Raw genomic sequence first — 24,738 nt, forward strand, 5'->3', positions numbered from 1 at the left:
CGACCACTGACAATGGACTCTGACCTGCGAAAACACCGTCCGGGACGGGGTATACGACCGTGCCGCGCCCCGGGGGATGACACCGGTGCGCGGCACGGATTCCAGGCTACGGCCTTCCGGGCACGGGAGTTACTGACCGACCCGGCCCGGCTGCAGGACCTGCGTGAACAGCACGGTGCCGTCGGACTCGCGCAGCCGCACCGTCAGCTCGCCGCTGCCGCCGTCGATGTCGACCTCGCCGAAGAACTGGTAACCGCCGGCGGGCGAGACGTTCGCGGTCGTCGGCGCCTTGATGAACACCCGGTCCGGACCGAAGGTGTTGTCCAGGGTGTTCGCCGGGAACGCGCCCGCGTTGAGCGGGCCGGAGACGAACTCCCAGAAGGGCTCGAAGTCGGTGAACGCGGCCCGCGACGGCTGGTAGTGCTGGGCCGACGTGTAGTGCACGTCGGCGGTCAGCCACACGGTACCGGTGATCCTGCGGTGCTTGATGAAGCGCAGCAGCTCGGCGATCTGCAGCTCCCGCCCGAGCGGAGCTCCGGGGTCGCCCTGCGCGACGGCCTCGATGTTCGGCTTGCCGTCGCCGGTGTCCGGTACCACCAGGCCCAGCGGCATGTCGGAGGCGATGACCTTCCACACCGTCCGCGAGCGGGACAGCTCGCGCTTGAGCCACCTGAGCTGTTCGGCGCCGAGGATGCCCTGCGCGTCGGTGGCCTGGTCGTCCGTCGAGTTGGCGTTGCGATAGGTGCGCATGTCCAGCACGAACACGTCCAGCAGCGGACCGTGGTTGACCACCCGGTACACGCGGCCCTCGGGGCGGCGCAGGGTGGAGATGGGGAAGTACTCCGAGAACGCCTGCCGGGCGCGTGTGGCCAGGACGTCGACGTTCTTCTCGGTGTAGCGGGAGTCGGTGAGGATCTCGCCGGGGTACCAGTTGTTGGTGACCTCGTGGTCGTCCCACTGGATGACGGACGGGACCTGCGCGTTGAAGCGCTTGAGGTTGTCGTCGAGCAGGTTGTAGCGGAAGTTGCCGCGGAACTCGGCCAGGGTCTCGGCGACCTTGGACTTCTCCTCGGTGGTGATGTTCCGCCAGGTGCTGCCGTCGGGCAGCGCGACCGACGCCGTGATCGGGCCGTCGGCGTAGATGTTGTCGCCGCTGCAGAGGAAGAAGTCCGGGTCCAGCGCCGCCATCGCGTTGTAGATCCGGTAGCCGCCGAAGTCCGGGTTGATGCCCCAGCCCTGCCCGGCGAGGTCGCCCGACCACACGAAGCGCACCCCGTCGCGCCGCCGCGCGGAGGCCGTACGGAACGTGCCGGAGACCGGCTCACCGGTGCGGCGCGGGTCGTCCGGGTCGGCGAGCAGCACGCGGTAGTGGATCTGCTCGCCGGACGGCAGGCCGCGCAGCCGGGTCGTGCCGGTGAAGTCCGTGTCAGCGCCGAGCAGCGGGCCGTGCCATCTGTGCGGTTTGCGGAACGACTCGGTCGCGGACGTCTCGACGATCATCCGGGCCGGACGGTCGGACCGCACCCACACCAGCCCTGAGTCGCAGGTCACGTCGCCCGTCTGCACACCCCACCCGGCCTTGGGACGCCCCGACAGGGCGAACGCCGGTGCCGGGCCGAGTGCTGTGGGCAGGGTGAGCGCCGCCGAAGCGGCGAGCGAGCCGCGCAGAACGCTGCGGCGGCCCGGGGACGGACGGTGTGACATGAAGGCCTCCAGAGGCGGGATCCGGCCAGTGTGCAGTGCCACAACTACTGGTGCGCCGCAGCGCACACGCAAACCACAAGTGAACAACTGACCGCATCCGCAAGGGAACCGGCGTGCCGGTGTGGTGCCGATCAGCGTGGACCCGCGACGACCGCCTCGGCCATGAGCCGTACGCCCGCACGGATCCGCGTCGGCGACAGATGCGCGTATCCCAGGACCAGCCGCACACCCGGCCGATCGCCCTCCCCGGCACGCGCGTGTGCGTAGTCCGTCAGAGGCCGCACCGCCACCCCGGCCGCGGCCACGCACGCGAGGAACCGCTCCTGGGGCCCGTACCGATCCGGCAGTGCGGCGATGACGTGCAGGCCCGCGGCGATCCCGGTCACCTCCGCGCCCGGGAAGTGATCTTCCAGGGCGGATACGAGGGTGTCGCGGCGCTCGCGGTACGCGCGCTGGCACCGGCGCAGCTGGCGGTCGTAGTCGCCGCGCTCCAGGAACCGGGCGAACAGCGCCTGATCGAGGGTGGGATGACCGAGATCCATGGTCCGCTTGCGCTCGACGACATCCTCGGCCAGCGCCTCCGGCACGAGCAGCCAGCCGAGCCGGAGGCCGGGTGCGAGGGACTTGCTGACCGATCCCGCGTACGCGACGCGCTCGGGGTCGAGCCCCTGGAGCGCGCCGACGGGCGCACGGTCGTAGCGGAAGTCGCCGTCGTAGTCGTCCTCCAGGACGAATCCGTCGACGGACCGCGCCCAGTCGAGCAGCTCGGCACGGCGACGCGCGGAGTAGGCGATGCCGGTGGGGAACTGATGGGCCGGGGTCGTGACGACGGACCGTACGCCGGACTCCCGCAACGGTCCGACGGCGAGCCCCTCGTCGTCCAGTGGCAGTGGCACAGTGGTCACCCCCGCTGATGCGTAGAGCGCGTCGTGCTGCGGGCTCCCGGGGCTCTCCACGCCCACTTCGCGCATCCCGCGCGCGTGCAGCACGAACCCGAGCAGTGTCGTCGCCTGTGCCACCCCGGAGACGACCACGATGCGCTCGGGGTCCGCCACCACGCCCCGGCGGCGCGCCAGCAGTTCGGCCAGCGCCGTACGCAGCCGGGGCAGCCCGCGTGGGTCGGGATAGCCGAGTTCGTGGTGCGGCAGCTCGGCCAGCACCCCGCGCTGCGCGGCAGCCCACGCCGCGCGCGGGAACAGCGACATGTCCGGTGTCCCGGCTACGAAGTCGGCGTGGGCGCCGGTGGCGCGTGGCGCGAGATCACGGGCGCGTGGCCGGGCGGCCCGTACTGCACTGCCCACCCAGGTCCCGGCACCCCGGCCGCTGCGCAGATAGCCCTCCGCCGTCAGCTGCTCGTACGCCTCGGTGATCAGCCCGCGCGACACACCGAGGTCGGCCGCGAGATCCCGGCTCGACGGCAGCCGGGTGTCCGGCGCCAGCCGCCCCGACCGCACCGCCTCACGCAGCGCCGCCTGCAGCGAACGCCCACGCGCGCGTGCCGGCGCCGACGCGGCAGGCAGCAGCAACTCCCAGGCTGCGGAGTCCACAGGAGGCTGCGGGCCACCTGCGGTCGGCGTCGCAGGGGGCCGCGCCCGCCCGCTGGGGCCGCTCGCCCGCCCCGAGGAATCGTTTGCCGAGGTCTCCGAGGCCTCCGAAGGCTCCGAGGCGTGCCGTGCCGTCCTCCCGGCCGGATTGGTCTGCGATGGCGTCATGAAAGTGGACCTTAATCCGGACCGCTGCGCTTCCTAGCGTCGGTGCCATGAACGCCACCACCACGCGCGGAGCCCTGCTCGCCGCGCTCGCCTGCGTCCTCGTCGGGGGATCCTTCACCGCCAACAGCCTCCTCGGCGACTACCCGTACGCCGGCGGCCAGTTCCTGCGTTACGCCCTCGCCTGCCTCCTGCTGGTCCCGCTGGCCGGGCGTGGCGCCCCGGCCCGGCTGCGCGCGCTCGCGGCCCGTCAGTGGGCCCGCCTCGTAGTACTCGCCGCCGTCGGCATGGTCGGCTTCAACCTGGCTGTGATCGCCGCCGAGCGCACGGCCGAACCGGCGGTTCCCGGAGTCTTCGTCGGCTGCGCACCCGTGGTCGTGGCCGTGGTCGTCCCCCTGCTGGACAAGCGCCGCCCCCAACGGACCGTCCTCCACGGGGCGTTGTTGGTCGCCGCCGGCGCGGTCACGGTCCAGGGCTGGGGGCGTACGGACGGCGCCGGCATCGCCTTCTCCGCCTGTGCGCTGGTCGGCGAGGTCGGTTTCGCCGTCCTGGCCGTGCCCGTGCTGCGCCCGCTGGGCCCGCGGCTGCTGTCCGCCGTGGTGTGCGGTGTCGCGGCGGTCGAGTCCGCGGCGGCCGGACTGCTCCTGGACGGCACCGCGTGGCTGCGCCGGCCCGGCACCACCGAGACGGCCGCTCTGCTGTGGCAGGCGGTGGTCGTGACCGTGGTCGGCTTCGTGTGCTGGTACATGGGCATGCAGCGGATCGGCGCCGAGCGCGCCACGCTCTTCTCCGGCCTCATCCCGGTGGCCGCCGCCTGCACCGCCCCGCTCGTCGGAACGGGCTCCTACGGCGCCGTACAGGCGCTGGGGAGCGCCCTGGTCGGCGCCGGAGTCGCCCTGGGGTCGGGCGCGTTGGCGCGCGCCCCGCGTGGGTCAGCGGCTGCCGTCGAGGATGACGCGCGCGACCAGGGCCGGGTCGTCGTTCATGGGGCAGTGGCCGCAGCCGGGCAGCCTGACGAGGCGTGCCCGGGGGATGATCTGCTTGGCGCGCACACCCTGGCGGCGCACGAGCAGCCGGTCCCTGGTTCCCCAGGCCACGGTGACCGGGATACCGGGGATGTCGTCGGTGAACCGGACGGCCCGGCCGGCGTCGAGGGTCTGGTCGAAGCCCGTGGCCCGCGCCAGCGCCAGGGTCTCGGCGACCACGGCGTCGGGTGACCGGCGGCCGGGACGGGCGTAGATCGTGCTCGTCAGGACCGTACGGCCGGCCGCCGACCGGGACAGCTGCTCCACCAGCGGCAGCGGCAACCGGCGCGAGATCTGCCGCATCGCGAGCAGCACGCCGAAGGCGTAACGCCGCTCGGCCTCCGACCAGAACCCGGCCGGGGAGAGGGCGGTGACGGACCGCACGAGCTTCTCGCGGCCGAGTTCGAGTGCGATCAGGCCGCCCAGCGAGTTGCCCACCACATGCGGCCGGTCGAGCTCCATGGCCTCGCAGAAGGCACCGAACACGGCCGTCGTCGTCGCCAGGTCGTAGGAGAGGGCGGTCGGCAGGCCCGGGGACGTTCCGAAGCCGGGCAGGTCCACGGAGATCACATCGCGCTCGGTCGCGAGGATGTCGACCACCGGCTCCCAGACCTGCCGGTGATGCCCGATCCCGTGCAGCAGGAGCAGCGGCTCGCCGCTGCCCACGCGCGTGTGGTCGACGCTCACGCTCTGCGGGCCGTGGGGAGAGGCGACCTGGAAGGAGACGGTGGCGGACATGGGGTGCTCCTCGGCTGGGACACGCTGACGGACGGCCGTAGACAGCTTGTCAGCAATTGCTACCGACGGGTAGACCCTGACGGTCGTGGACATCGGGCTCGCGTGCTCCCCAACGCGCCCTGCGCCCCCCGAGGTTGAACGGCACGGGGTCGGGGCGCCGATTTCGCCTGGACACGGCCGGACGTGTCGGCTGGGATGGAGCGGTGACCACCGACACCGAGACCGATGTCTTCGAAGAGCACCGCCCCGTCCTGCTGGGGGTCGCCTACCGCATGCTCGGCCGTGTGGCCGACGCGGAGGACGTGGTGCAGGAGGCCTGGCTGCGCTGGTCGGGCGCCGAGCGGTCCGAGGTGCGCGAACCGCGCGCCTACCTGGTGCGCATCACGACCCGGCTCGCCATCGACCGACTGCGCCAGGTCAAGGCGCGCGGCGAGACCTACGTCGGTCCCTGGCTGCCGGAGCCGTACGTCACCGACTTCGGGGACGCCGTCCCGGACACCGCCGAGCGGGCCGTCCTCGCCGATTCCGTCTCCCTCGCCGTGCTCGTCGTCCTGGAGTCGCTGTCGCCGCTGGAGCGGGCGGTGTTCGTCCTCAGGGAGGCTTTCGGCTACCCGTACGCCGAGATCGCCGCCATGCTCGACCGCGGTGAGGCGGCGGTGCGCCAGCTGGCCGGGCGGGCCCGCAAGCATGTCGACGAGCGGCGGCCGCGGTACGAGGTCGACCCCGCCCAGCGACGCGATCTCACCGAACGGTTCCTGGCAGCGGCGGCGGAGGGCGACCTGGAGGGCCTCATGTCGCTGCTGGCCCCGGACGTCCGTCTCGTCGGCGACAGCGGCGGCAAGGCCAAGGCGCCGGTACGCGTCCTGGAGACGGCCGACAAGGTCGGGCGCTTCCTCGTGGGCGTCACCCGGAACGGCGTCCCCGATGTCACCTTCCGGTTCCTGGAGATCAACGGTGGCCCCGCGGTGCTGGTGCGGTCCGGCGACAAGCCCGACAGCGTCTTCCAACTGGACGTCCTGGACGGGCAGATCCAGTCGGTCTACATCATCCGCAACCCCGACAAGCTGAAGTCGCTGGCGACGGCGTAGCTCCCACCGCCCCGTCCCGGCGGTGACGGCGCGAGCCCGTCCCGTGAACGCTCCCGGCGATTGGTATTGACCAAGGGTGAGGGCCGCCCTATGGTCGCAGATAAGTGCAACAACCTTTAATAAACAAGGGCGCTAAAACGCCGACGGGCCACGGCGATTGCGGAGGACAGGGTGGGGACCACGCAGCTGGAAACGGTGCCGGAACCGAAGTACTGGCATCTGAGGACCGTGCTCAGTGAGGCACTGGACTCCGAGTTCACCGTTGGCGAGATTCTGCCCAACGAACGCGACCTGGCAGCCCGCTTCGGCGTCGCCAGGGCCACGCTCCGGCAGGCCCTGGAACAGCTCGAACTGGAAGGCAGGCTGCAGCGCCGCCGCGGTGTCGGTACGACTGTCGCGCCGCCGCGCGTGGGCGTGTCCGTCGGGGGCGAGCAGCACGCCTGGCCGGGGGCGACCGACGACGTCTGGCAGCCCGCGGACTGCGCACTGGCGGCGCCGCCCGCGTCCGTCGCGGACGCCCTGGAGAGCGGCCGGGACGAGGCCGTGCACACCGTGCGCCGCTCCCGCGTGACGCACGGCCAGCCCGTCGCGGCCGAACTGCTCTACATCCCGCAGTCCTCGGTGCCCGACCTCTCCGCCATCGACGCGGCCGGAGCGGCACGCGCGCGTGCCGTGCTGCGCGAGCTGCAGCGCCTGGAGCTGGAGGGCCAGGACAGCGCCGTCGAGCTGGGCTCGGCCCGCGCGGACGACGCCAAGGAGCTGGACCGCCTCCCGGGGGCGCCCGTCCTCGTCGTGACCACCCGCTACCTCGCCGACGGCCGCACCGCCGCGCTCTCCGTCGCCACGTACCGCGCGGACACCTGCCGGCTCACCTTCGGCGACTCCGGCGGCGTGGAGATCCACCAGGGCCCGGAGCGCCAGGCGTCCTGACCGCCGTACCGGCACATGCCCCGCGCCCCGGATCGACTCCGGGGCGCGTCGCGTTGAGTGGCGCAGAGGTCGTGCCGCTGCCTGCCGGTGGCGCGCCGGACCGATGCCTGACCGGGTGACCGTCAGCGTCGCCCCGTCACGGTCCCCTCGACCGCGAACAGCTGCTCCTCGACATGGTCGAGAGCGAGCCGCAGCGCGCCGGTCGCCACGGCGGCCTCGCCGAGGAGGGACAGCGCGACCTTCGGCGGGCGCAGACAGTAGCGGGCCAGTTCGCGGCGCAGCGGCTCCAGTACGCCGTCCAGGCCGGCCGCCCAGCCGCCGACGACGACCAGCTCGGGGTCGAGGGCGAGGACGAGCGCGGCCACGTCGTGGACGAGGCGCTGGATGAAGCGATCGACGGCCGCGAGGGCCTGCTGGTCGCCATCGCGGGCCTGGGCGAAGACCTTGGCGACGGCGTGCTCGTCGAGAGGACGCAGGGGCTCGTCCGTGGTCGACAGCAGCGTCTCCGGTGTCGCCTCGCGGCCCAGCATGTGCAGCGCGCCGATCTCACCGGCCGCGCCGCCGAAGCCCCGGTGCAGCTGACCGCCGATCAGCGAACCGGCGCCGGGGCTCAGCCCGGCCAGGACGAACACCACGTCGTCGGACTCGGTGGCGGAGCCCTTCCAATGTTCGGCAACGGCCGCCGCGTTGGCGTCGTTCTCCACCAGGACAGGGCACTTGAAGGAACGGCTCAGCCGCTCGCCCAGCCTGAGCCCCGTCCACTCGGGGAGCGCGGCGCCCAGCCGCACGGTTCCGTCCGCCTCGACGATGCCCGGCGTCGCGACCCCGACAGCCCGCAGCGAGCTGCGTGCCACACCGGCCCTGCGCAGCAGCTCGGCCACGCCCGTACGCACCCGATCGAGGCGCTCGTCGGCCGGAGCCGTCTCGTCGACGTCCTTGGCGATGGCGCCGAGAATCCGGCCGTCCAGGTCGGCAAGGAGCGCGGCGACCCGGTGCGACCCGATCTCCACGCCGAGCAGGTGACCGGCCTCGGCCCGGAACCGGAACCGGCGCGCGGGCCGGCCCTGGCGCCGCACGACACTCTCGTCGGCCGGCTTCTCGACGACGTACCCCGCCTCGATGAGTCCCTCGACGACGCCCTCGACGGTCGGCCGGGACAACCCGGTCACCCGGGTGATCTCCGTCAGCGTGGCGGCGTCCGTGGCACGCAGCGCGTGCAGCACCACCGCGGAGTTGATCCTTCGCAGCAGCGAGGGATCCCCGCCGGTCAGTGGCCCCAACGTCCGTCCTCCCAGCTCGTGCGCATGTTGGGCGGATGGTACTCGCCGTGGCTGACCCCGGCGAGTGGTGGGCACCCCGAACCTACCGGTCGGTCCGTCCGGCTGTCCTCGCCTCGGTCCGGGGGAGGGCTCACCCGGGTGCCACGAACCCCGACTCGTACGCCGTGATCACCGCCTGCGTGCGATCCCGCGCCCCCAGTTTGGCCAGGACGGCGCTCACATGGGACTTCACCGTCTCCGTCCCGACCACCAGCCGGGCCGCGATCTCCGCGTTCGACAGTCCGCGTGCCATCAGCCGCAGCACCTCGGCCTCCCGCTCGGTCAGCCGGGCCCGCTCCAGCACCGCGCGCGCCGCCCGGTTGCCGCCGTCGTCGCCGTACTGTGCGGCCAGCTGCCGCACCGACGCGGGGAACAGCAGTGACTCGCCCTCGGCAACCAGCCGCACCGCGTGCACGATCTCGGCGGGCCGGGCCCGCTTCAGCAGGAACCCGTCGGCACCGGCCCGCAGCGCCTCGTACACGTACTCGTCGTTCTCGAAGGTCGTGACGACGAGGATCTTCGGCGGTTCATCGACCGTGCGCAGCACCGCGCGCGTGGCCTCGATCCCGTCCAGCAGCGGCATCCGTACGTCCATGGCGATCACATCGGGCCGCAGCTGCCTGACCAGCGGGATCACCGCCGCTCCGTCGGCGGCCTCCCCGACCACCTCGATGTCGGGCTGCGCCTCCAACACGGCCCGCAGACCCGCGCGTACGAGGGGTTCGTCGTCGACGAGGAGAACGGTGACCGGCATCCGGCCAGCCTAGATCAACTCAGCGGCAGCTCAACATGTACCTGCCAGACACCCTCGTCGGGGCCGGTCCGCGCACGCCCGCCCAGCAAGGCAGCGCGCTCGCGTATCCCGCGCAGGCCGCTGCCCCGGCCGGGCCCGGGTATGTCGGCGGTCAGCGGATTGCGGACCTCGAGGGTGAGCGTGCCGTCCGCGACGGCGATGCGCGCCCCGACCGGGACCGCGCCCGCGTGCCGCAGCACATTGGTCAGCGATTCCTGGAGGATGCGGTAGCCCTCGCGGGAGACCGGTCCGGGCACGGTGTCCAAAGGTCCCGTCAGCTCGATGTCGATCTTCGCGCCCGACGCCCGCGCGGACTCCAGCAGCCGGTCCGCGTCCGTCAGCGTCGGTCGGCTGCTGACCGGCCGCTCCGACTCGCGCAGGATGCCGAGAACCCGCTCCAGGTCCTCCAGGGCGGCCCGGCTGGTCTCCTCGATGGCGTCCAGGGCCCGGTCGGTGAAGGCGGGGTCGCGGGCCGCGCGGGCGGCGCCCGCCTGTACCACGGCGACGGTCAGGGCATGGCCGATGGAGTCGTGGAGTTCACGGGCGATACGCGTGCGTTCCAGGAGCTGTTCCGTGCGCTCCTCCATGGCCGCGAGGCGCTCGGCGGGTGTGGGGCCCAGGAGGCGGCGGGCGAGTGCCGTGATGAGATGGCCGGAGGCGACCACCGTCACCGCCAGTGCGACCAGCAGCAGGGGCACCAGCAGGACGTTCCACCAGCCGCGGCCAGCGAGGGTGAACAGTCCGCCCTCCTCGAAGTCCCGGTCGAACGGCGCCGACAGCAGGTGCACCGTGCCGAAGAGCAGTTGGGCGACGCATGTGACGGTCGCGTAGCCCAGCAGCAGCCGCGCTTCCAGCCAGACGACGAGCCGTCCCCGGTCGCCCCAGGATGCCGACGGCGCGACCACGATGTCCGTGCTCCCGTGGTCGTGCCGGTGCCCGGTCAGCAGCAGCCTCGCCTGGAGCCCTTCCGCGGTCCGCATCGCGGGCACCAGTGCGGCGGGGGCGAGCGCGGCGGCGGCCACCAGCCAGATCCACCACGCTTCCCGGACGAAGAGCCACATGCTCGGCCACACGATGCCGATGAACAGATGCAGCAGCCGTGTGTACGTCACCGCCCGACCGAACGGGCGCAGCAAGCGGACCATTTCGTCATGGTGCCAGCCGCCACTGACAACGGACCTCCCCCGCACGGGGGAGACGATCTCCACCGGCGGGGGAGGAGCCGGCCCACCCCCGGCGGCCAGGCTGACTGCCATGACCAGCATCGAAGTCCAAGCCCTCACCAAGGAGTACGGCAACCGGCGAGCCGTGGACGACCTCACCTTCACCGTCCTCCCCGGCCGCGTCACCGGCTTCCTAGGCCCCAACGGCGCCGGAAAGTCCACCACCATGCGGCTCGTCCTCGGCCTCGACCGGCCGACCTCCGGAGCCGCCACAGTCGGCGGTCACGCCTACGCCACCCTGCACGAACCCCTGCGGCAGGTGGGCGCGTTGCTCGACGCCCAGGCCGCGCACGGCTACCGAACCGGCCGTGACCATCTGCGCGTCCTGGCCGCGACCAACCGCATCCCGAACCGCCGCGTGGACGCGGCGCTGGAGGAGACGGGGCTCGCGTCGGTGGCGGGGCGCAGGGTGAAGACGTACTCCCTGGGCATGCGCCAGCGGCTCGGCATCGCCGCGGCCCTCCTCGGTGACCCCGAGGTCGTCCTGCTGGACGAGCCGTCCAACGGCCTCGACCCCGAAGGCATCATCTGGATCCGCGAGTTGCTGCGCCGTCTCGCGGGGGAGGGGCGCACGGTCCTGGTCTCCAGCCATCTCATGAACGAGACCGCGTCCTTCGCCGACCACCTCGTGGTCCTCGGCAGGGGGCGCCTGCTGGCCGACACCCCCATGCGGGAGTTCATCCACGCGCGCGTGGAACCCCGCGTCCGTATCCGTACCTCGGACGCCACCGCACTCAAGACCGTCCTCGCCCGCCACGGTCACGACGCCGTCCAGCACGAGGACGGGCACTGGAGTGTGCACCAAGCGCGCGTGGAGGACATCGGCCGCGTCATGTCCGAGGCAGGCGTTCCCATCCTCGAACTCGCGGCGGAAGAGGGCACTTTGGAGCAGGCCTACCTCGATCTGACCGCGGCCGAGGCCGAGTTCACCGCACAGCCCCAGGAGGCCTGAACCATGGCATTCGCGCCCGTGCTCCACTCGGAATGGCTCAAGATCCGTACGCTCCGCTCGCTGCCCGGAGCGCTGCTGGCGCTGTTCGCCGTGACCACGGCGTTCTCCGCCCTGGCCGGCACCGACGGGAGCTCCGACCCGGAGTTCGACCCGCTGTTCACGGCCATGTTCGGGATCCTGCCGGGCCAGATCGCCGCCATCGCGTTCGGGGCGCTGGCCGTGTCGTCGGAGTACCACGGGGGTGCGCTCCGACTGTCGCTCGCGGCGGTTCCGCAGCGCGGACGCTGGTTCGCGGCGAAGGTGACGGCCATCGCCGTGCCGGCACTGCTCGTGGGACTGGTCACCGCCTTCACCGCACTGGTGGTGGCACGCGCGGGACTCGGTTCCGCGGCCGGCGGTCTCACCACGGCCGAGCAGGTGCGCGGGGTCGTGGGCTGCGGGATCTACCTCATGCTGATGGCGTTGTTCGCGGCGGGCCTCACGGCGGTGCTGCGCAGCGGTGTGGCCACGCTCTCCGTCCTGATCCCGTTCATCCTGGTGGTGTCGTTCGTGATCGGCGACGCCGCCGGCACCGTCGCGGACTTCCTGCCCGACAAGGCAGGCCAGATCGCCCTTCACCAGACCTACGACGGCACCCTCGGGCCCTGGTCGGGACTCGCGGTGACCGCGCTGTGGACGGCGGCGGCGCTGCTGGCGGGGGCGTGGAGCGTGCGGCGCCGGGACGCCTGACGGCACGCCAATTGTCAGTGCGGCCGGGTTTACTGGACCCATGAACATCGCACGGCACATCGCCCTCATCGACGAGCTGTGCTTCCGCCCCTTTCCGGCGGAGCACGGCCCGTCGGACGTCGGCGACTGGGGGCCCGGGTATCACGTCGTGGTGTTGGAGAGCAGCCAGGACGACTGCGGGACACGCGCGGCGACGGTGGAGCAGTTCGAGAAGTACCGGGACGCCCTGTACGAGGTGTACGCGCCTCAATGGCGGCACACGCATCCGTTGAACCTGCAGACCACACTGCTGCGCACCGAGCGGGAGGAGATACCCGAGCCCTGGCGGTCTCTCAGCGCCGGCGCCGCCGTCGCCCACCTCTGGGAGGCGCAGGGGACGGGACGATGGATCGCGGTGGCCGTCGCCGACCGGGACCCCGCCGCCGACGTCCAACTCCTGGCCGTGGTCACGGACGTCGCCCCACCCTGACCTGTCAGGCCCGCTCCGCCGCCATCCGCAACCGGGCGTACTCCTCCGCCATCGTCTGCGCGGTCCAATGCGCGTTCAGCCCGCTCGGGTTCGGCAGCACCCACACCCGCGTGTCCCCGATCATCCGCTCCTGCGGCCCCACCGACGCTTTGCGGTCGTCGAACGCCGCCCGGTAGGCGGTCACCCCGACGACGGCCAGCCAACGCGGCCGCAGCCGAGCCACCTTCGTCGCCAGCAGCCGCCCGCCGTCGCGGTACTCCTGTGCGCTCAGCTCGTCGGCTCGCGCGCTCGCCCGCGCCACGACGTTCGTGATGCCGAGCCCGTAGGACAGCAACTCCTCCTGCTCCGACGGCTTCAAGAGCCTCGGCGTGAACCCGGACAGGTGCAGGACCGGCCAGAACCGGTTGCCCGGGCGGGCGAAGTGATGGCCGGTCGCGGCCGTCATCAGACCGGGGTTGATGCCGCAGAACAGCACATGGAGACCGTCCGCGACGACGTCCGGCACCAGACGGTCGCGGGCGGCCTCCAACTCCTCGGCGGTGAAGCGCGTCATGCGGTGCGCGACGTCAGAGGATCGCCCCCGGCGTGTAACCGGCGGCCTCCGGACGCTGCTTCACGATCTCCTCGATCCGGCCCACGACGACGCCGACCTGGTCGGCCGCGGCACCCGTGAAGGACAGCTTGTCGGCCATCAGGGCGTCCAGGCCGGCGCGGTCGAGCGGGATGCGCTCGTCGGCGGCCAGCTTGTCGAGCAGCTCGTTGCGCTCGGCGCCCTGCTCGCGCATCGCCAGCGCGGAGGCGACGGCGTTCTCCTTGATCGCCTCGTGCGCGACCTCACGGCCGACGCCCGCGCGCACCGCGCCCATCAGCACCTTGGTGGTGGCGAGGAACGGCAGGTAGCGGTCCAGCTCACGGGCCACGACCGCCGGGAACGCGCCGAACTCGTCGAGCACCGTCAGGAACGTCTCCAACAGGCCGTCCAGCGCGAAGAACGCGTCCGGCAGCGCGACCCGGCGCACCACCGAGCAGGACACGTCACCCTCGTTCCACTGGTCGCCCGCCAGCTCGCCGGTCATCGAGGCGTAGCCGCGCAGGATGACCATCAGGCCGTTGACGCGCTCGCAGGAGCGGGTGTTCATCTTGTGCGGCATCGCGGAGGAGCCGACCTGGCCCGGCTTGAAGCCCTCGGTCACCAGCTCGTGCCCGGCCATCAGCCGGATCGTCTTCGCCATCGACGACGGCGCCGCCGCCAGCTGCACCAGCGCGGTCACGACTTCGTAGTCCAGGGAGCGCGGGTAGACCTGGCCGACCGAGGTGAACGCCTGCGCGAAGCCGAGGTGCCCGGCGATCCGGTTCTCCAGCTCCGCCAGCTTCGCCGCGTCCCCGCCGAGCAGGTCCAGCATGTCCTGCGCGGTGCCGACCGGGCCCTTGATGCCGCGCAGCGGGTAGCGGCCGAGGAGTTCCTCGACCCGGCCGTACGCGACGAGCAGCTCGTCGGCGGCGGTCGCGAACCGCTTGCCGAGCGTCGTGGCCTGCGCGGCGACGTTGTGGGAGCGGCCGGCCATGACCAGCTCGCCGTACTCGCCGGCCAGCTTGCCCAGGCGCGCCAGCACGGCCACCGTGCGGTCGCGCATCAGCTCCAGCGAGAGCCGGATCTGCAGCTGCTCCACGTTCTCGGTGAGGTCGCGCGAGGTCATGCCCTTGTGGACGTGCTCGTGCCCGGCGAGGTCGTTGAACTCCTCGATCCGCGCCTTCACGTCGTGCCGCGTGACCTTCTCGCGCTCGGCGATGGAGGCCAGATCGACGGTGTCGAGGACACGCTCGTAGTCGGCGAGCGCCTCGTCCGGCACCTCGATGCCGAGGTCCTTCTGGGCCCGCAGCACGGCGAGCCAGAGCTGCCGCTCCAGCTTCACCTTCTGCTCGGGGGACCAGAGCGTGGCGAGCTCGGTGGAGGCGTAGCGTCCGGCGAGGACGTTCGGGATGCGGGGCTTGGCGGGCGCAGAAGTCACGTGTCCAGATTCTACTGGCGGTTTGTGCAGGCCGGCGCCGTGGCCCGGTTCGGTGGAACGTACGAGACGTGCGTCACGTCCCGACGAGTCCTGCCCCGTGAGCCGGTGGACCGGGTGAGCGGCCTCCCCAGCAGCCGGAACCGGAGCTACTCCACAGTCCCCTCGTACGGCAGCAGATCCGGCCGCTTGGCCGGGCGGCCGTCGCCGGAGGAGCGGCCGGTCAGGCGGCGGCCGATCCACGGCAGCAGGTGCTGCCGGGCGAACCGTGCGTCGGCGACCCGCCGTGAGGTCCACCCCGGCGGCAGCGTGGCCGGCACCGGCGTGCGCCACTCGGTGTCCTCGGGGTCGTACCCGAGCGTCTGCCACACGGCCTCCGCGACCCTGCGGTGTCCCTCGGCGGAGAGGTGCAGCCGGTCCACGTCCCACAGGCGCGGGTCCCTGAGGGACGGGGCGCCGTACAGGTCGACGACGACGGCTCCGTGCTTGGCCGCCAGCTCGTCCACGTGGGCGAACAGCTCCTCCATGCGCGGCCGGAACCGCTCCAGCACGGGGCCCTGGCGGCCGGGACTGCGCATCAGGACCAGCTGCTTGCATGACGGGGCCAGCCGCTCCACGGCCTCGGTCAGCAGAGCGCGCACACGCACCATGTCGCACTTGGGGCGCAGGGTGTCGTTGAGCCCGCCGACCAGGGTGATCACGTCGGCCTGCATGGCCGCCGCAACCTCGACCTGCTCGTCGACTATCTGGCCGATCAGCTTCCCGCGCACCGCGAGGTTGGCGTACCGGAAGCCGGGCGTACGGGCGGCCATCCGGCCGGCGAGGAGGTCGGCCCAGCCCCGGTAGGAGCCGTCCGGGAGCAGGTCCGACATGCCCTCGGTGAAGGAGTCGCCGACCGCGACCAGGCTGCTGTGGGTGGGGTTCGTCTGCATGGCGACAGAAATGGTATCCCGTGCACATACCCAGCGGTCGGTCAGCCTCCCTCGGCGGACCTACGCCCGCTGTCCGAACAGCTCCCGCAGCACGTCCTCCATGGTCACCACCCCGCCCAGTCGCCCGTCGCTCCCCAGCACGGCCGCCAGATGCGTACGGCTGCCGCGCATGGCGGTGAGTACGTCGTCCAGGGGCGTGCTCTCCCGGACGCGCGCGATGGGCCGCATGTCGTCCACCTGGAACGGCACGTCCCGCGGGGAGGCGTCCAGCGCGTCCTTCACATGCAGATATCCGACGATGTGGCGGCCGGAGTCGACGACCGGGAAGCGGGAGAAGCCCGACTCGGCCGACAGGCGCTCCAGCTCCTCCGGAGTGACGCCCACGCGCGCGTAGACGACACGTTCCAGCGGAAGGACCACGTCGCGCACCGGCCGACGGCCCAGTTCCAGGGCATCGTGCAGTCGCTCCCGCGCGCGTTCGTCGATGAGGCCGGCCTCGCCGGAGTCGCGCACCAGGCGTGCCAGTTCGGCGTCCGAGAACGTGGCGGTGACCTCGTCCTTGGTCTCGACCCGCAGCAGTTTCAGGAGCGCGTTGGCGAAGGCGTTGATCGTGAAGATCACCGGCCGCAGCGCCCGCGACAGGGTGACCAGCGGCGGGCCGAGCACCAGGGCGCTGCGCACCGGCTCGGCCAGCGCGATGTTCTTCGGCACCATCTCGCCGAGCAGCATGTGCAGATACGTGGCCAGCGCCAGCGCGATCACGAAGGACACCACGTGCCCCGCGCCCTCCGGCACGCCCACTGCATGGAACAGAGGCTCCAGCAGGTGCTCGATGGCGGGCTCCGCGACCACACCGAGCACCAGCGTGCACAGCGTGATGCCGAGCTGCGCCGCGGCCATCAGCGCGGACACGTGCTGCAGGCCCCACAGCACGCTCTTGGCGCGCCGGTCGCCCTGGTCGGCGTACGGCTCGATCTGCGAGCGCCGTACGGAGATGAGCGCGAACTCGGCGCCCACGAAGAAGGCGTTCACGACCAGCGTCGCGAGACCGATGAGCAGCTGTACGGCGGTCATCGCTCGTCCTCCTTCTCGTCCTGGTCCGCCTCGTCGGCAGGCGGCGCATGCATCAGCACCCGCGCGGCCCTGCGCCCCGCGGCGTCCACGACGTCGAGGCGCCAGCCGGCGACCTCGACACAGTCACCGACCGCGGGGATGCGGCCCAGCTCCGTCGCGACGAGACCGGCCAGGGTCTCGTACGGCCCGTCGGGCGCTCTCAGCCCCACGCGCGCGAGCTGGTCCACGCGCGCCGAGCCGTCGGCCGAGTACAGGGTCCGGCCGTCGTCGTCACTGCCCGCCTGGGCGAGGTCGGGTGTCTCGTGCGGGTCGTGCTCGTCCCGCACCTCGCCGACGACCTCCTCGACGATGTCCTCCAGGGTCGCCACGCCCGCCGTACCGCCGTACTCGTCGATCACCACGGCCATGGTGCGCTTGCCGGACAGCCGGTCCAGGAGCCGGTCGACGGTGAGCGTCTCGGGGACGAGGAGCGGCTCGCGCATCAGCTCGGCGACGGAGACGCGCGGACGGCTCTCGGCGGGCACCGCCAGGATGTCCTTGATGTGCGCGGTACCCACGACCGAGTCGAGGCTGCCGCGGTAGACGGGGAACCTGGACAGCCCGGTCGCCCGGGTCGCGTTCGCCACGTCCTCGCAGGTCGCCTGCGCGTCGAGGGCGACGACCTGGACGCGCGGGGTCATGACGTTCTCCGCGGTCAGGTCGGCCAGGTTCAGCGTCCGCACGAAGAGCTCGGCGGTGTCCGCCTCCAGGGCGCCCTCACGGGCGGAGTGCCGAGCCAGGGCGGCCAGCTCCTGCGGGCCGCGCGCGGCGGCCAGCTCCTCGGTGGGTTCCACACCGAAGAGGCGCACGATGCGGTTCGCCGTGTTGTTCAGGTGGGTGATGAAGGGGCGGAAGACCGCGCTGAACCAGCGCTGTGCGTTTCCGACCCGCTTGGCCACGGCCAGGGGCGAGGAGATCGCCCAGTTCTTGGGCACCAGCTCGCCGACGACCATCAGGACGATCGTCGACAGCGCCGTACCGATCACCAGCGCGATCGAGCTGGACGCCGAGTGGGAGATGCCGAGCGATTCGAGCGGGCCCGCGATGAGCCGCGCGATCGACGGCTCGGCGAGCATGCCGACGACCAGGTTGGTGACCGTGATGCCGAGCTGTGCGCCGGAGAGCTGGAACGTCAGGTTCCGTACGGCCTTCAGGGCGCCGGACGCGCCCCGCTCGCCGCGTTCCACGGCGCGCTCCAGCTCGCTGCGCTCGACCGTGGTCAGCGAGAACTCCGCCGCGACGAAGGCACCGCAGGCGAGCGACAGGAGGATCGCCACCAGCAGGAGGAGCACTTCGGTCATCGGGTCACCTCCGTCCCATGGTCGGACAGGGTGGGGAGGATCGCGCGATGTCGGGTACTGGGAGGCTCGCCCATGGGCGGACGCTCACACCTTTCCTTGGAGGACCGAAGTGGTCCAGCAATAGTAAAGGACGGGCAAAGTGATGCGGTATGTGATCCGTGTGTGATCCCTGTCCGAGGTGAATCAGTCGTTCAGCGGCTTCACCCACCGCCGCCAGTGATCCTCCGGCGAGTACCCGGCCGAGCGCCAGGCATGGTGCGCGTTCTCGTTGCGCTGGAGCACCATCGCGTCGCCGCGGCGCCCTCCCAGCCGTACGAACCGCTCCTCCGCGGCGGCCAGCAACGCCGAGCCGATGCCCCGGCGACGGCGCTGCGGGTGCACCGCCAGCCGGTACAGATGGCAGCGCCAGCCGTCGAAGCCCGCGATCACCGTGCCGACCAGCTCGCCGTCCAGCTCCGCCAGGATCAGCGCCTCGGGGTCGCGGGCGACCAGCCGCTCCACGCCGTCCCGGTCGTCGCTGATGCTCGTGCCCTCGGCGGCCGTCTTCCAGAAGGCCAGCGCACTGTCGAGGTCGTCGGCCGTCGCGGGCCGTATCCGCAGATCAGTCATGCCGTGATCCCATCACGGGCGGCGGAACAGGAAGCGGAATTCCAGTATCCGGACGGCTACTTGTCGCGCAGCCGCGCCATCACCGGAGCGAACGCCTCCATGTATGGCTCCAGGACCGTCAGATACGAGAACCCGTACCGCTCGCGCTGGACCAGCACCTGCGCGGTGATCTGGTCCAGGCTGCCGGTCAGGACGATGGGCAGCGCCAGGGCCTGCTCCAGGGTCAGCTCCGGCACCAGGTCGAGGAGCGGCTGGAGCACGGCCTCGCGGTCCTCCGTGACGGTCACCATCTGCAGGAGCAGGTTCAGCTCGGCGGGTTCCGGCCGGCTTGCCGCGAACTTCCGGTAGCGGGCCACCCGTTCGTCGAGCTGCTCGGCCGTGACGGGGAGCAGCCGCCCGGTCGAGCTCTCCGGGTCCGGGTACGCACCCCCGAACGCCGCGATGTCGGCGTGCTCGGCGGTCAGCCGCAGCACGCGGTCGCCATTGCCGCCGACCAGCAGCGGCACTCGCGGCTGCTGCGTCGGCCGCGGCTGGTACGACTCCGCCCCGAGCAGCCGCTCAAGCTCCTCGACCGTGCGACGCAGATGGTCCACGCGCTCGCGAGGAGTGCCGAACGGCAGACCCGCCGAATCGTGCTCCGCCTGCACATAGCCCGCGCCCAGCCCCAGTTCCAGCCGCCCGCCCGTCAGTGCGTCGGTCGTCGCCACCTCCCGGGCGAGCAGGGCCGGATTCCAGAACCCCGCGTTGAGCACCAACGTGCCCAGGCGCGGCCGCTCGGTCGCCTCGGCCGCCGCGACCAGGGCCGGGAACGGCGCCGGCATGCCCAGATGGTCGGGGACCAGGATCACGTCGTAGCCGAGCTCCTCGGCCCGGCGGCACTTGGCGCGCCACTCGTCGGCAGGGGCGGAGGTCATCAGGTTGACGCCGAAACGGAACGGACGCGGGCCCACCGGTTGCGACATGAACTCTCCTCACCTTCAGGGGACTTGAGCACCTGCCGCGATTCCATCACTCGTGTGCGATGGCCGCCAGCACATTCATGCGCGATGCACGCAACGCAGGCAGCAGCGCCGCCACGACACCCACCACCGCCGACCCGATCACCACCGCCACGATCGTGCCCCAGGGGATCGCCAGCGCCGTCATGCCCTGCAACGCCAGCACCTGCTGGGTGCACACACCCCACACCAGCCCCAGCGCGAGCCCGAGGACCGCGCCGAACACGGCGATCACCACCGACTCCAGGCGGATCATCCGGCGCAGCTGCCGGCGGGCGAGCCCGATGGCCCTGAGCAGCCCGATCTCCCGGGTGCGCTCGACGACCGACAGCGCGAGGGTGTTGACCACGCCGAGCACCGCGATGATGATCGCGAGGCCGAGCAGGGCGTACACGAGGTAGAGCAGCACGGCGATCTGGTCGTGCACCAGCTGCTTGTAGTCGGCGATGTCCCGGACCTGCACCTGCGGATACGGGTCCAGCGTCTTCTCCAGTCCGGCCCGCAGGTCGCCCGTGCTCGTGCCGGAGGCGGCGTTGACGTACACGGCCGCGTCCTGCCCGCCGGGCGCGTACTTCTCCAGTGTGGCCAGGCCGAAGTAGATCCCGCCCTGGGAGCCGAACCCGTCGGAGGACTCCTGGTCGGTGAGGGCACCCACCGTCAGCTCGGCCCGCCGGCCGCCCTGGAACTCGACGGGGAGGGTGCTGCCGACGCGCACGCCGTGGTCCTCGGCGAAGTCCTTGTCCATGGCGAGGCGCCCGTCCGCGAGGGCCGCCGCGCTGTCGCCCCGGGCGTAGGTGATGTTGGCGACCTCGTCGAGCCGCGGTTCGTACGCCGCGGCGGTCGTCTGCACCCGGTCGCCGTCGGGCAGGCGTACCGCGATCGTCGTGAACTGCGAGCGCACGACGAGCCCCACGCCCTCGGTGTCCCGGATCCGGTCGGTGATCTCCTGGGGGAACGGCACGAAGTTGCTGTTCTGCACGACGAAGTCGGCGCCCAGCGTTTTGTCGATCTGCTCGTCGAACGACTTGGTCATCGAGGCGCTCGCCACCGACATCCCGCCGACCAGGGCGAGGCCCACCATCAGGGCGGCGGCCGTGGCACCGGTGCGGCGCGGATTGCGCAGGGCGTTGCGCTGGCTCATCCGGCCGATCGAGCCGAACAGCGCAGGGAAGGCCCCGCCGAGGACCCGGATCACGGGCCGTACGAGCAGGGGTCCGGCGATCACGGTCGCGATGAGCGTCAGGATGACGCCGAGGCCCAGCAGCGAGGCCGCCGTCGATGTCTTCGACGACATGGCACAGCCCACGAGCGCCGCCGTACCGCCCGCCCCGACCACCGTGCCCACGATCGCCCGCAGCTTCAGCGGCCGTCCGATGTCGGCGATCTCGGCGTCCGCGAGGGCCGCCATCGGCGAGACGCCCGCCGCACGCCGGGCCGGGAGGTAGGCCGCGACGAAGGTGACACCGAGGCCGACGACGTACGCGACCACCGGCGTCCCCCAGCCGATGACCATCTCGGCTGCCCGGATGTTCATGCCCAGCAGGCCCATCAGCTCGATGAGCGCGACGGCCAGCCCGATGCCGGCCGCGAGGCCCAGCGTCGAGCCGACCAGACCGAGCAGCAGCGCCTCGGCGAGGACCGAGCGCCGCACCTGGCGCCGGTCCGCGCCGAGGGCCCGCAGGAGGCCCAGCTCACGGGTGCGCTGGGCGATCAGCATGGAGAAGGTGTTGACGATCAGGAAGACGCCGACGAGCACGGCGATCCCGGCGAAGCCGAGCATGACGTACTTGATGATGTCGAGGAACCCGCCCAGCTGTTCGACGTCCGACTCGGCCTGCTCGTCGGCGGTACGCAGCTCGTAGGCGCCCGTGTCGCCGCCGAGCGCTTCGGCCACGCGCCGCTTGAGGTCCGCGTCGCTGACGCCCTCGGCCGCGTCGAGCGAGATGCTGGTGGCCGCCTTCGAATCGCCCAGGAGCTTCGTCTGCGCGGCCTCGGTGTCGAAGAAGACCAGTGCGGCGCCGGGGTTGGTGGTGGTGAACGTGACGATGCCGACGACCTCGACCGGGAAGGAGCCTTCCTGCCCGATGACGGTGAGACGGTCGCCGATCCGTACGTCCTTGCTCTCGGCGGTCTCCGCGTCGATCAGCACCTGCGCATCGCCCTTCGGTGCGTGTCCGGAGGTGAGTTCCACGGGGCTGCGCTCGGTCGGGTTCCAGGCGGTGCCGATGGTCGGGGCGCCGGTCGTCGGGCCGACCGACTTGCGGTTCTTGTCGGCGACGGTGAGGCCCTCGACGTCCACGTCCGGGCGGGCCGCCGCGACACCGTCGACCTGGGCCAGCCGGTCGGCCAGCGAGGCCGGGAGGGTCAGGGTCTGCCCGGAGGGGATCGTTTCGTCGAGGGTCTCCTTCGGGGTGACGGTGACGTCCGCGGCGGTCGAGGCGAAGAGCCGGTCGAAGGTACGGCTGACGGTGTCCGAGAAGATCAGGCTGCCCGTGACGAACGCGACGGACAGAATCACCGCCAGGGCGGAGAGCAGCAGCCGTCCCTTGTGGGCGAGGAAGCTCCTGAGCGTCGCCTTGAGCACCGGGTCAGCGCTCCTCGGGCGGCGCGGGCCACTCGGCAGGCGCGGGCGAGGCGGACGACGGCCGGTCGTCCGGTACCGCCCCCGGCGCCGGGCCGCCGCCGTCGAACGGGCCGCGGGTCACGTCGAAACGCTTCAAGCGCTCCAGTACGGCTTCCGCCGTCGGCCGTTCCATCTCGTCGACGATCCGCCCGTCGCCCAGGAAGAGCACCAGGTCGGAGTGGGCGGCGGCGCCCGGGTCGTGGGTGACCATCACGACGGTCTGCCCCAGCAGGTCGACGGCCTCCCGCAGGAAGCCGAGCACCTCCAGGCCCGCCCGCGAGTCGAGGTTGCCGGTCGGCTCGTCCGCGAAGATCAGCTCCGGCCGGGAGGCCAGCGCGCGGGCGCAGGCGACGCGCTGCTGCTGGCCGCCCGAGAGCTGGGACGGCCGGTGCTTGAGGCGGTCCCGCAGCCCGAGGGTGTCGATGACCTGGTCGAGCCACTTCTCGTCGGGCTTCTTGCCCGCGATGTCCATGGGCAGGGTGATGTTCTCGGCCGCGTTCAGGGTCGGGATCAGGTTGAACGACTGGAACATGAACCCGATCCGGTCCCGCCGCAGGCGGGTCAGCTCCCGGTCCTTCAGCCCGGTGATCTCGGTGTCGCCGAGCCACACCTGCCCCGCCGAGACGTTGTCGAGGCCCGCCAGACAGTGCATCAGCGTGGACTTCCCGGAACCGGACGGCCCCATGACGGCGGTGAAGCGCCCGCGCGCGATGTTCACGTCCACCGAGTCGAGGGCGAGCACCGTGGTCTCACCCGAGCCGTACGCCTTGGTCAGACCGCGCGCGCGGGCCGCGATGCCGTCGGCCGGCGCGGGCCCCGGGGCGTACTGGGCAGCTGCTGCGGACAAGACCGCCTCCTCGCGGAACGGACGGGACGACTCGACGGAGCGACTCGTCGTCACCGCCGAGACTAATGTGATCCACCACACACCTGGTATCCCCCCGAGGTCCCGGTGGGTCTCCGCCCCAGGTCGGGTCCCTGATATCGATGTAAGGGGCACTCGCCGATCCGGGGCGGCCCTCGACCCCCGGGGTGGGCTCTTGCCGTGCTAGCGCGATCGCGCTAGCTTCGAGGTATGGCGAAGACCCAGTTGAACGTGAGAGTGGACGAGGGCACGGCCCGCGCCGCCCGCGAACGCGCGCTGGCCCGAGGCGTGAGCGTCAACCGCTACATCGAGGAGCTGGTCCAGCAGGACACCGGCGAGGTCGGCAACACCTTCGTGGAGGCCGCGGCCGATTTCATGAAGCAGTACGAGTCGGTGTTCGCCGAGGAGTTCGGCGCGGACCGCGAGGGCACGCGCGAAGGTCGCCACTGATCCGTTGAGCCATCTGAACATCGACCTCGCCTGGCTGCTCATGCTCGCCGAACAGAACACGCCGGGGGACCCCCAGGTCACCGACTGGGGAGCCCTCGTCGCCGCCGTCGCACGCCATGAGGCCGAGATATTCGACGTCCCTGTCTACGACAGCCCGCAGACCCGAGCCGCCTCCCTGCTCCAACTCCTCATTCACGTCCCCGCGTTGGAGCGCTCCAACGCCCTGTTCGCCTCCGCCGTCGCCTACGCCTACCTCGTCGCCAGCGGCCTCAAGGTCGTCACCTCGCCCGAGCAGGTACGCGATCTGGCCCGGCTCGTGAAGAGCGGCGAGGCCACAGTGCACGACATCGCGCGGGAACTGCGCCAGTGGAGCCTGTGACTAGTCGCTGATCCGCGGTCGCCACGCCGTCCCCAGCGCGCAGTACGACGAGGGGAGCGTCGGCCCCTTCTCCGGCATCATGACCCGCCGGACGGGGCCGAGTTCGAAGCCGGCCCCGCGCAGCGCCCCGACCGGGTCGCGGGAGACGTGGCAGCCACCGCTCACCAGTGGCCACACCGACCGGTCCAGGGCGCGCTGAGTGAGGAGCATGGCGCGTCCGCCGCCCCGGCCGTGCTCGAAGAACCGCACCTCGCCGCCGGGCCGCAGCACCCGCCGTACCTCACCGAGCGCCCGCGGCACGTCCCGCACGCTGCACAGCACCAGCGAGAGCACGACCGCGTCGAAGGCCTCGCTCTTGACCGGCAGCGCCTCCGCCGCGCCCGGCACGACGTCCACGGGCACACCCGCGCGCAGCGCCGACTCCACCGCCAACTGCCGCAGCAGACGTTCCGGTTCGATGGCGACGACCTCCGACACGGCACTCGGATAGTGGGCGAAGTTCAGGCCGTTGCCCGCGCCGATCTCGATCACCCGGCCGGAGAGCCCGGCCAGCAGCCGGTCGCGGACGCCGCCCATGCCCATCCGGGTCTCGGCGCTGACGCTGGTCCGGGCGTAGAAGCGGGCGAACAGCGGGTGGTGCACGGCATCCCGTGGCACCTTGCCGGAGGCGGCGGACCGTGGGGACCGTAGGGCCATGGGGACCTCCCGGGCGGGACAGGGCTCACCCTGATTGTCCCCCGTACGGGGCCGACGCACCCCCCGCCGTTGCGGTGGCTGTCGTTC

23 protein-coding genes and 1 pseudogene are annotated in these 24,738 nt (G+C 71.9%); 8 read left to right on the plus strand and 16 right to left on the minus strand.

Annotated elements, in window-relative coordinates:
* Positions 1–129: 129 nt before the first annotated feature.
* Both OG331_RS41275 and OG331_RS41280 read right to left on the minus strand, forming a co-directional pair.
* Complete coding sequence (locus OG331_RS41275; protein WP_406206586.1) at positions 130–1,704, minus strand: alkaline phosphatase D family protein; 1,575 nt, start codon at positions 1,702–1,704, stop codon at positions 130–132.
* Between the two features lie 131 nt (positions 1,705–1,835).
* Positions 1,836–3,251: a PLP-dependent aminotransferase family protein gene (locus OG331_RS41280; protein WP_406206588.1), complete on the minus strand. Its 1,416-nt coding sequence runs from the start codon at positions 3,249–3,251 to the stop codon at positions 1,836–1,838.
* A 212-nt stretch (positions 3,252–3,463) separates the two neighbouring features.
* On the opposite strand from OG331_RS41280, the pseudogene OG331_RS41285 reads away from it, so the two are divergent.
* Positions 3,464–4,252 (plus strand): annotated as a pseudogene (locus OG331_RS41285) (EamA family transporter); the annotation flags it as partial.
* A 93-nt stretch (positions 4,253–4,345) separates the two neighbouring features.
* On the opposite strand, the gene OG331_RS41290 reads toward OG331_RS41285, so the two are convergent.
* Complete coding sequence (locus tag OG331_RS41290; RefSeq protein ID WP_406206591.1) at positions 4,346–5,176, minus strand: alpha/beta fold hydrolase; 831 nt, start codon at positions 5,174–5,176, stop codon at positions 4,346–4,348.
* 203 nt (positions 5,177–5,379) lie between these two features.
* Between OG331_RS41290 and OG331_RS41295 the strand changes: the two genes are divergently transcribed.
* On the plus strand, positions 5,380–6,264 hold the full coding sequence (locus OG331_RS41295) for an RNA polymerase sigma-70 factor (protein ID WP_406206594.1): 885 nt from the start codon (positions 5,380–5,382) through the stop codon (positions 6,262–6,264).
* 171 nt (positions 6,265–6,435) lie between these two features.
* Complete coding sequence (locus tag OG331_RS41300; protein WP_406206598.1) at positions 6,436–7,194, plus strand: GntR family transcriptional regulator; 759 nt, start codon at positions 6,436–6,438, stop codon at positions 7,192–7,194.
* A 122-nt stretch (positions 7,195–7,316) separates the two neighbouring features.
* On the opposite strand, the gene OG331_RS41305 is transcribed toward OG331_RS41300, so the two are convergent.
* The 3 genes from OG331_RS41305 to OG331_RS41315 all read right to left on the minus strand — a co-directional run bounded on the left by OG331_RS41305 (position 7,317) and on the right by OG331_RS41315 (position 10,451).
* Positions 7,317–8,474: an ROK family transcriptional regulator gene (locus OG331_RS41305; RefSeq protein ID WP_406206601.1), complete on the minus strand. Its 1,158-nt coding sequence runs from the start codon at positions 8,472–8,474 to the stop codon at positions 7,317–7,319.
* A gap of 130 nt (positions 8,475–8,604) precedes the next feature.
* A complete protein-coding gene (locus tag OG331_RS41310; protein WP_406206603.1) occupies positions 8,605–9,267 on the minus strand; it encodes a response regulator in 663 nt (220 codons plus the stop codon).
* A 14-nt stretch (positions 9,268–9,281) separates the two neighbouring features.
* Complete coding sequence (locus OG331_RS41315; protein ID WP_406206606.1) at positions 9,282–10,451, minus strand: sensor histidine kinase; 1,170 nt, start codon at positions 10,449–10,451, stop codon at positions 9,282–9,284.
* A 109-nt stretch (positions 10,452–10,560) separates the two neighbouring features.
* Between OG331_RS41315 and OG331_RS41320 the strand changes: the two genes are divergently transcribed.
* The 3 genes from OG331_RS41320 to OG331_RS41330 are packed head-to-tail and all read left to right on the plus strand — an operon-like array spanning position 10,561 to position 12,679.
* Positions 10,561–11,481 carry an ABC transporter ATP-binding protein gene (locus OG331_RS41320; protein ID WP_406206609.1) on the plus strand — a complete coding sequence of 307 codons (921 nt, stop codon included), beginning with the start codon at positions 10,561–10,563 and terminating at the stop codon, positions 11,479–11,481.
* 3 nt (positions 11,482–11,484) lie between these two features.
* Positions 11,485–12,210 (plus strand): ABC transporter permease, encoded by a 726-nt coding sequence (locus OG331_RS41325; protein ID WP_406206612.1) that lies wholly within the window; start codon positions 11,485–11,487, stop codon positions 12,208–12,210.
* A gap of 40 nt (positions 12,211–12,250) precedes the next feature.
* The gene (locus tag OG331_RS41330; RefSeq protein WP_406206615.1) at positions 12,251–12,679 is read left to right on the plus strand and encodes a hypothetical protein; all 429 of its coding nucleotides are present in this window, start codon (positions 12,251–12,253) and stop codon (positions 12,677–12,679) included.
* Between the two features lie 4 nt (positions 12,680–12,683).
* Here OG331_RS41330 and mug read toward each other — a convergent pair whose 3' ends face one another.
* The 9 genes from mug to OG331_RS41375 form a co-directional block, all read right to left on the minus strand.
* Complete coding sequence (mug, locus tag OG331_RS41335; protein ID WP_406206617.1) at positions 12,684–13,232, minus strand: G/U mismatch-specific DNA glycosylase; 549 nt, start codon at positions 13,230–13,232, stop codon at positions 12,684–12,686.
* A gap of 13 nt (positions 13,233–13,245) precedes the next feature.
* On the minus strand, positions 13,246–14,688 hold the full coding sequence (gene purB, locus OG331_RS41340; protein WP_362378897.1) for an adenylosuccinate lyase: 1,443 nt from the start codon (positions 14,686–14,688) through the stop codon (positions 13,246–13,248).
* Positions 14,689–14,834: 146 nt separating this feature from the next.
* Complete coding sequence (locus tag OG331_RS41345; protein ID WP_406206621.1) at positions 14,835–15,617, minus strand: SGNH/GDSL hydrolase family protein; 783 nt, start codon at positions 15,615–15,617, stop codon at positions 14,835–14,837.
* Between the two features lie 60 nt (positions 15,618–15,677).
* The gene (locus OG331_RS41350; protein ID WP_406206624.1) at positions 15,678–16,691 is read right to left on the minus strand and encodes a hemolysin family protein; all 1,014 of its coding nucleotides are present in this window, start codon (positions 16,689–16,691) and stop codon (positions 15,678–15,680) included.
* On the minus strand, positions 16,688–18,031 hold the full coding sequence (locus OG331_RS41355; protein ID WP_406206626.1) for a hemolysin family protein: 1,344 nt from the start codon (positions 18,029–18,031) through the stop codon (positions 16,688–16,690). The genes OG331_RS41350 and OG331_RS41355 overlap by 4 nt, the downstream gene beginning before the upstream one ends.
* Positions 18,032–18,214: 183 nt before the next feature.
* Positions 18,215–18,640 (minus strand): GNAT family N-acetyltransferase, encoded by a 426-nt coding sequence (locus tag OG331_RS41360; RefSeq protein ID WP_406206629.1) that lies wholly within the window; start codon positions 18,638–18,640, stop codon positions 18,215–18,217.
* Between the two features lie 56 nt (positions 18,641–18,696).
* Positions 18,697–19,602, minus strand: coding sequence for an LLM class F420-dependent oxidoreductase (locus OG331_RS41365; protein ID WP_406206632.1), 906 nt, complete (start codon positions 19,600–19,602; stop codon positions 18,697–18,699).
* Between the two features lie 46 nt (positions 19,603–19,648).
* A complete protein-coding gene (locus tag OG331_RS41370; protein WP_406206635.1) occupies positions 19,649–22,222 on the minus strand; it encodes an ABC transporter permease in 2,574 nt (857 codons plus the stop codon).
* Positions 22,223–22,226: 4 nt separating this feature from the next.
* On the minus strand, positions 22,227–23,108 hold the full coding sequence (locus tag OG331_RS41375; RefSeq protein ID WP_406206638.1) for an ABC transporter ATP-binding protein: 882 nt from the start codon (positions 23,106–23,108) through the stop codon (positions 22,227–22,229).
* Positions 23,109–23,336: 228 nt separating this feature from the next.
* Between OG331_RS41375 and OG331_RS41380 the strand changes: the two genes are divergently transcribed.
* Positions 23,337–23,576 carry a toxin-antitoxin system HicB family antitoxin gene (locus tag OG331_RS41380; RefSeq protein WP_328883105.1) on the plus strand — a complete coding sequence of 80 codons (240 nt, stop codon included), beginning with the start codon at positions 23,337–23,339 and terminating at the stop codon, positions 23,574–23,576.
* Between the two features lie 4 nt (positions 23,577–23,580).
* A complete protein-coding gene (locus tag OG331_RS41385; RefSeq protein WP_328429210.1) occupies positions 23,581–23,955 on the plus strand; it encodes a fic family toxin-antitoxin system, toxin component in 375 nt (124 codons plus the stop codon).
* On the opposite strand, the gene OG331_RS41390 is transcribed toward OG331_RS41385, so the two are convergent.
* Positions 23,956–24,651 (minus strand): class I SAM-dependent methyltransferase, encoded by a 696-nt coding sequence (locus OG331_RS41390; RefSeq protein ID WP_406206642.1) that lies wholly within the window; start codon positions 24,649–24,651, stop codon positions 23,956–23,958. It abuts the gene before it with no gap.
* Positions 24,652–24,738: the final 87 nt, after the last annotated feature.

Origin of the sequence: Streptomyces sp. NBC_01017 (genome assembly GCF_045162795.1) — a bacterium.
In the GTDB taxonomy this organism is placed as follows: domain Bacteria; phylum Actinomycetota; class Actinomycetes; order Streptomycetales; family Streptomycetaceae; genus Streptomyces; species Streptomyces machairae.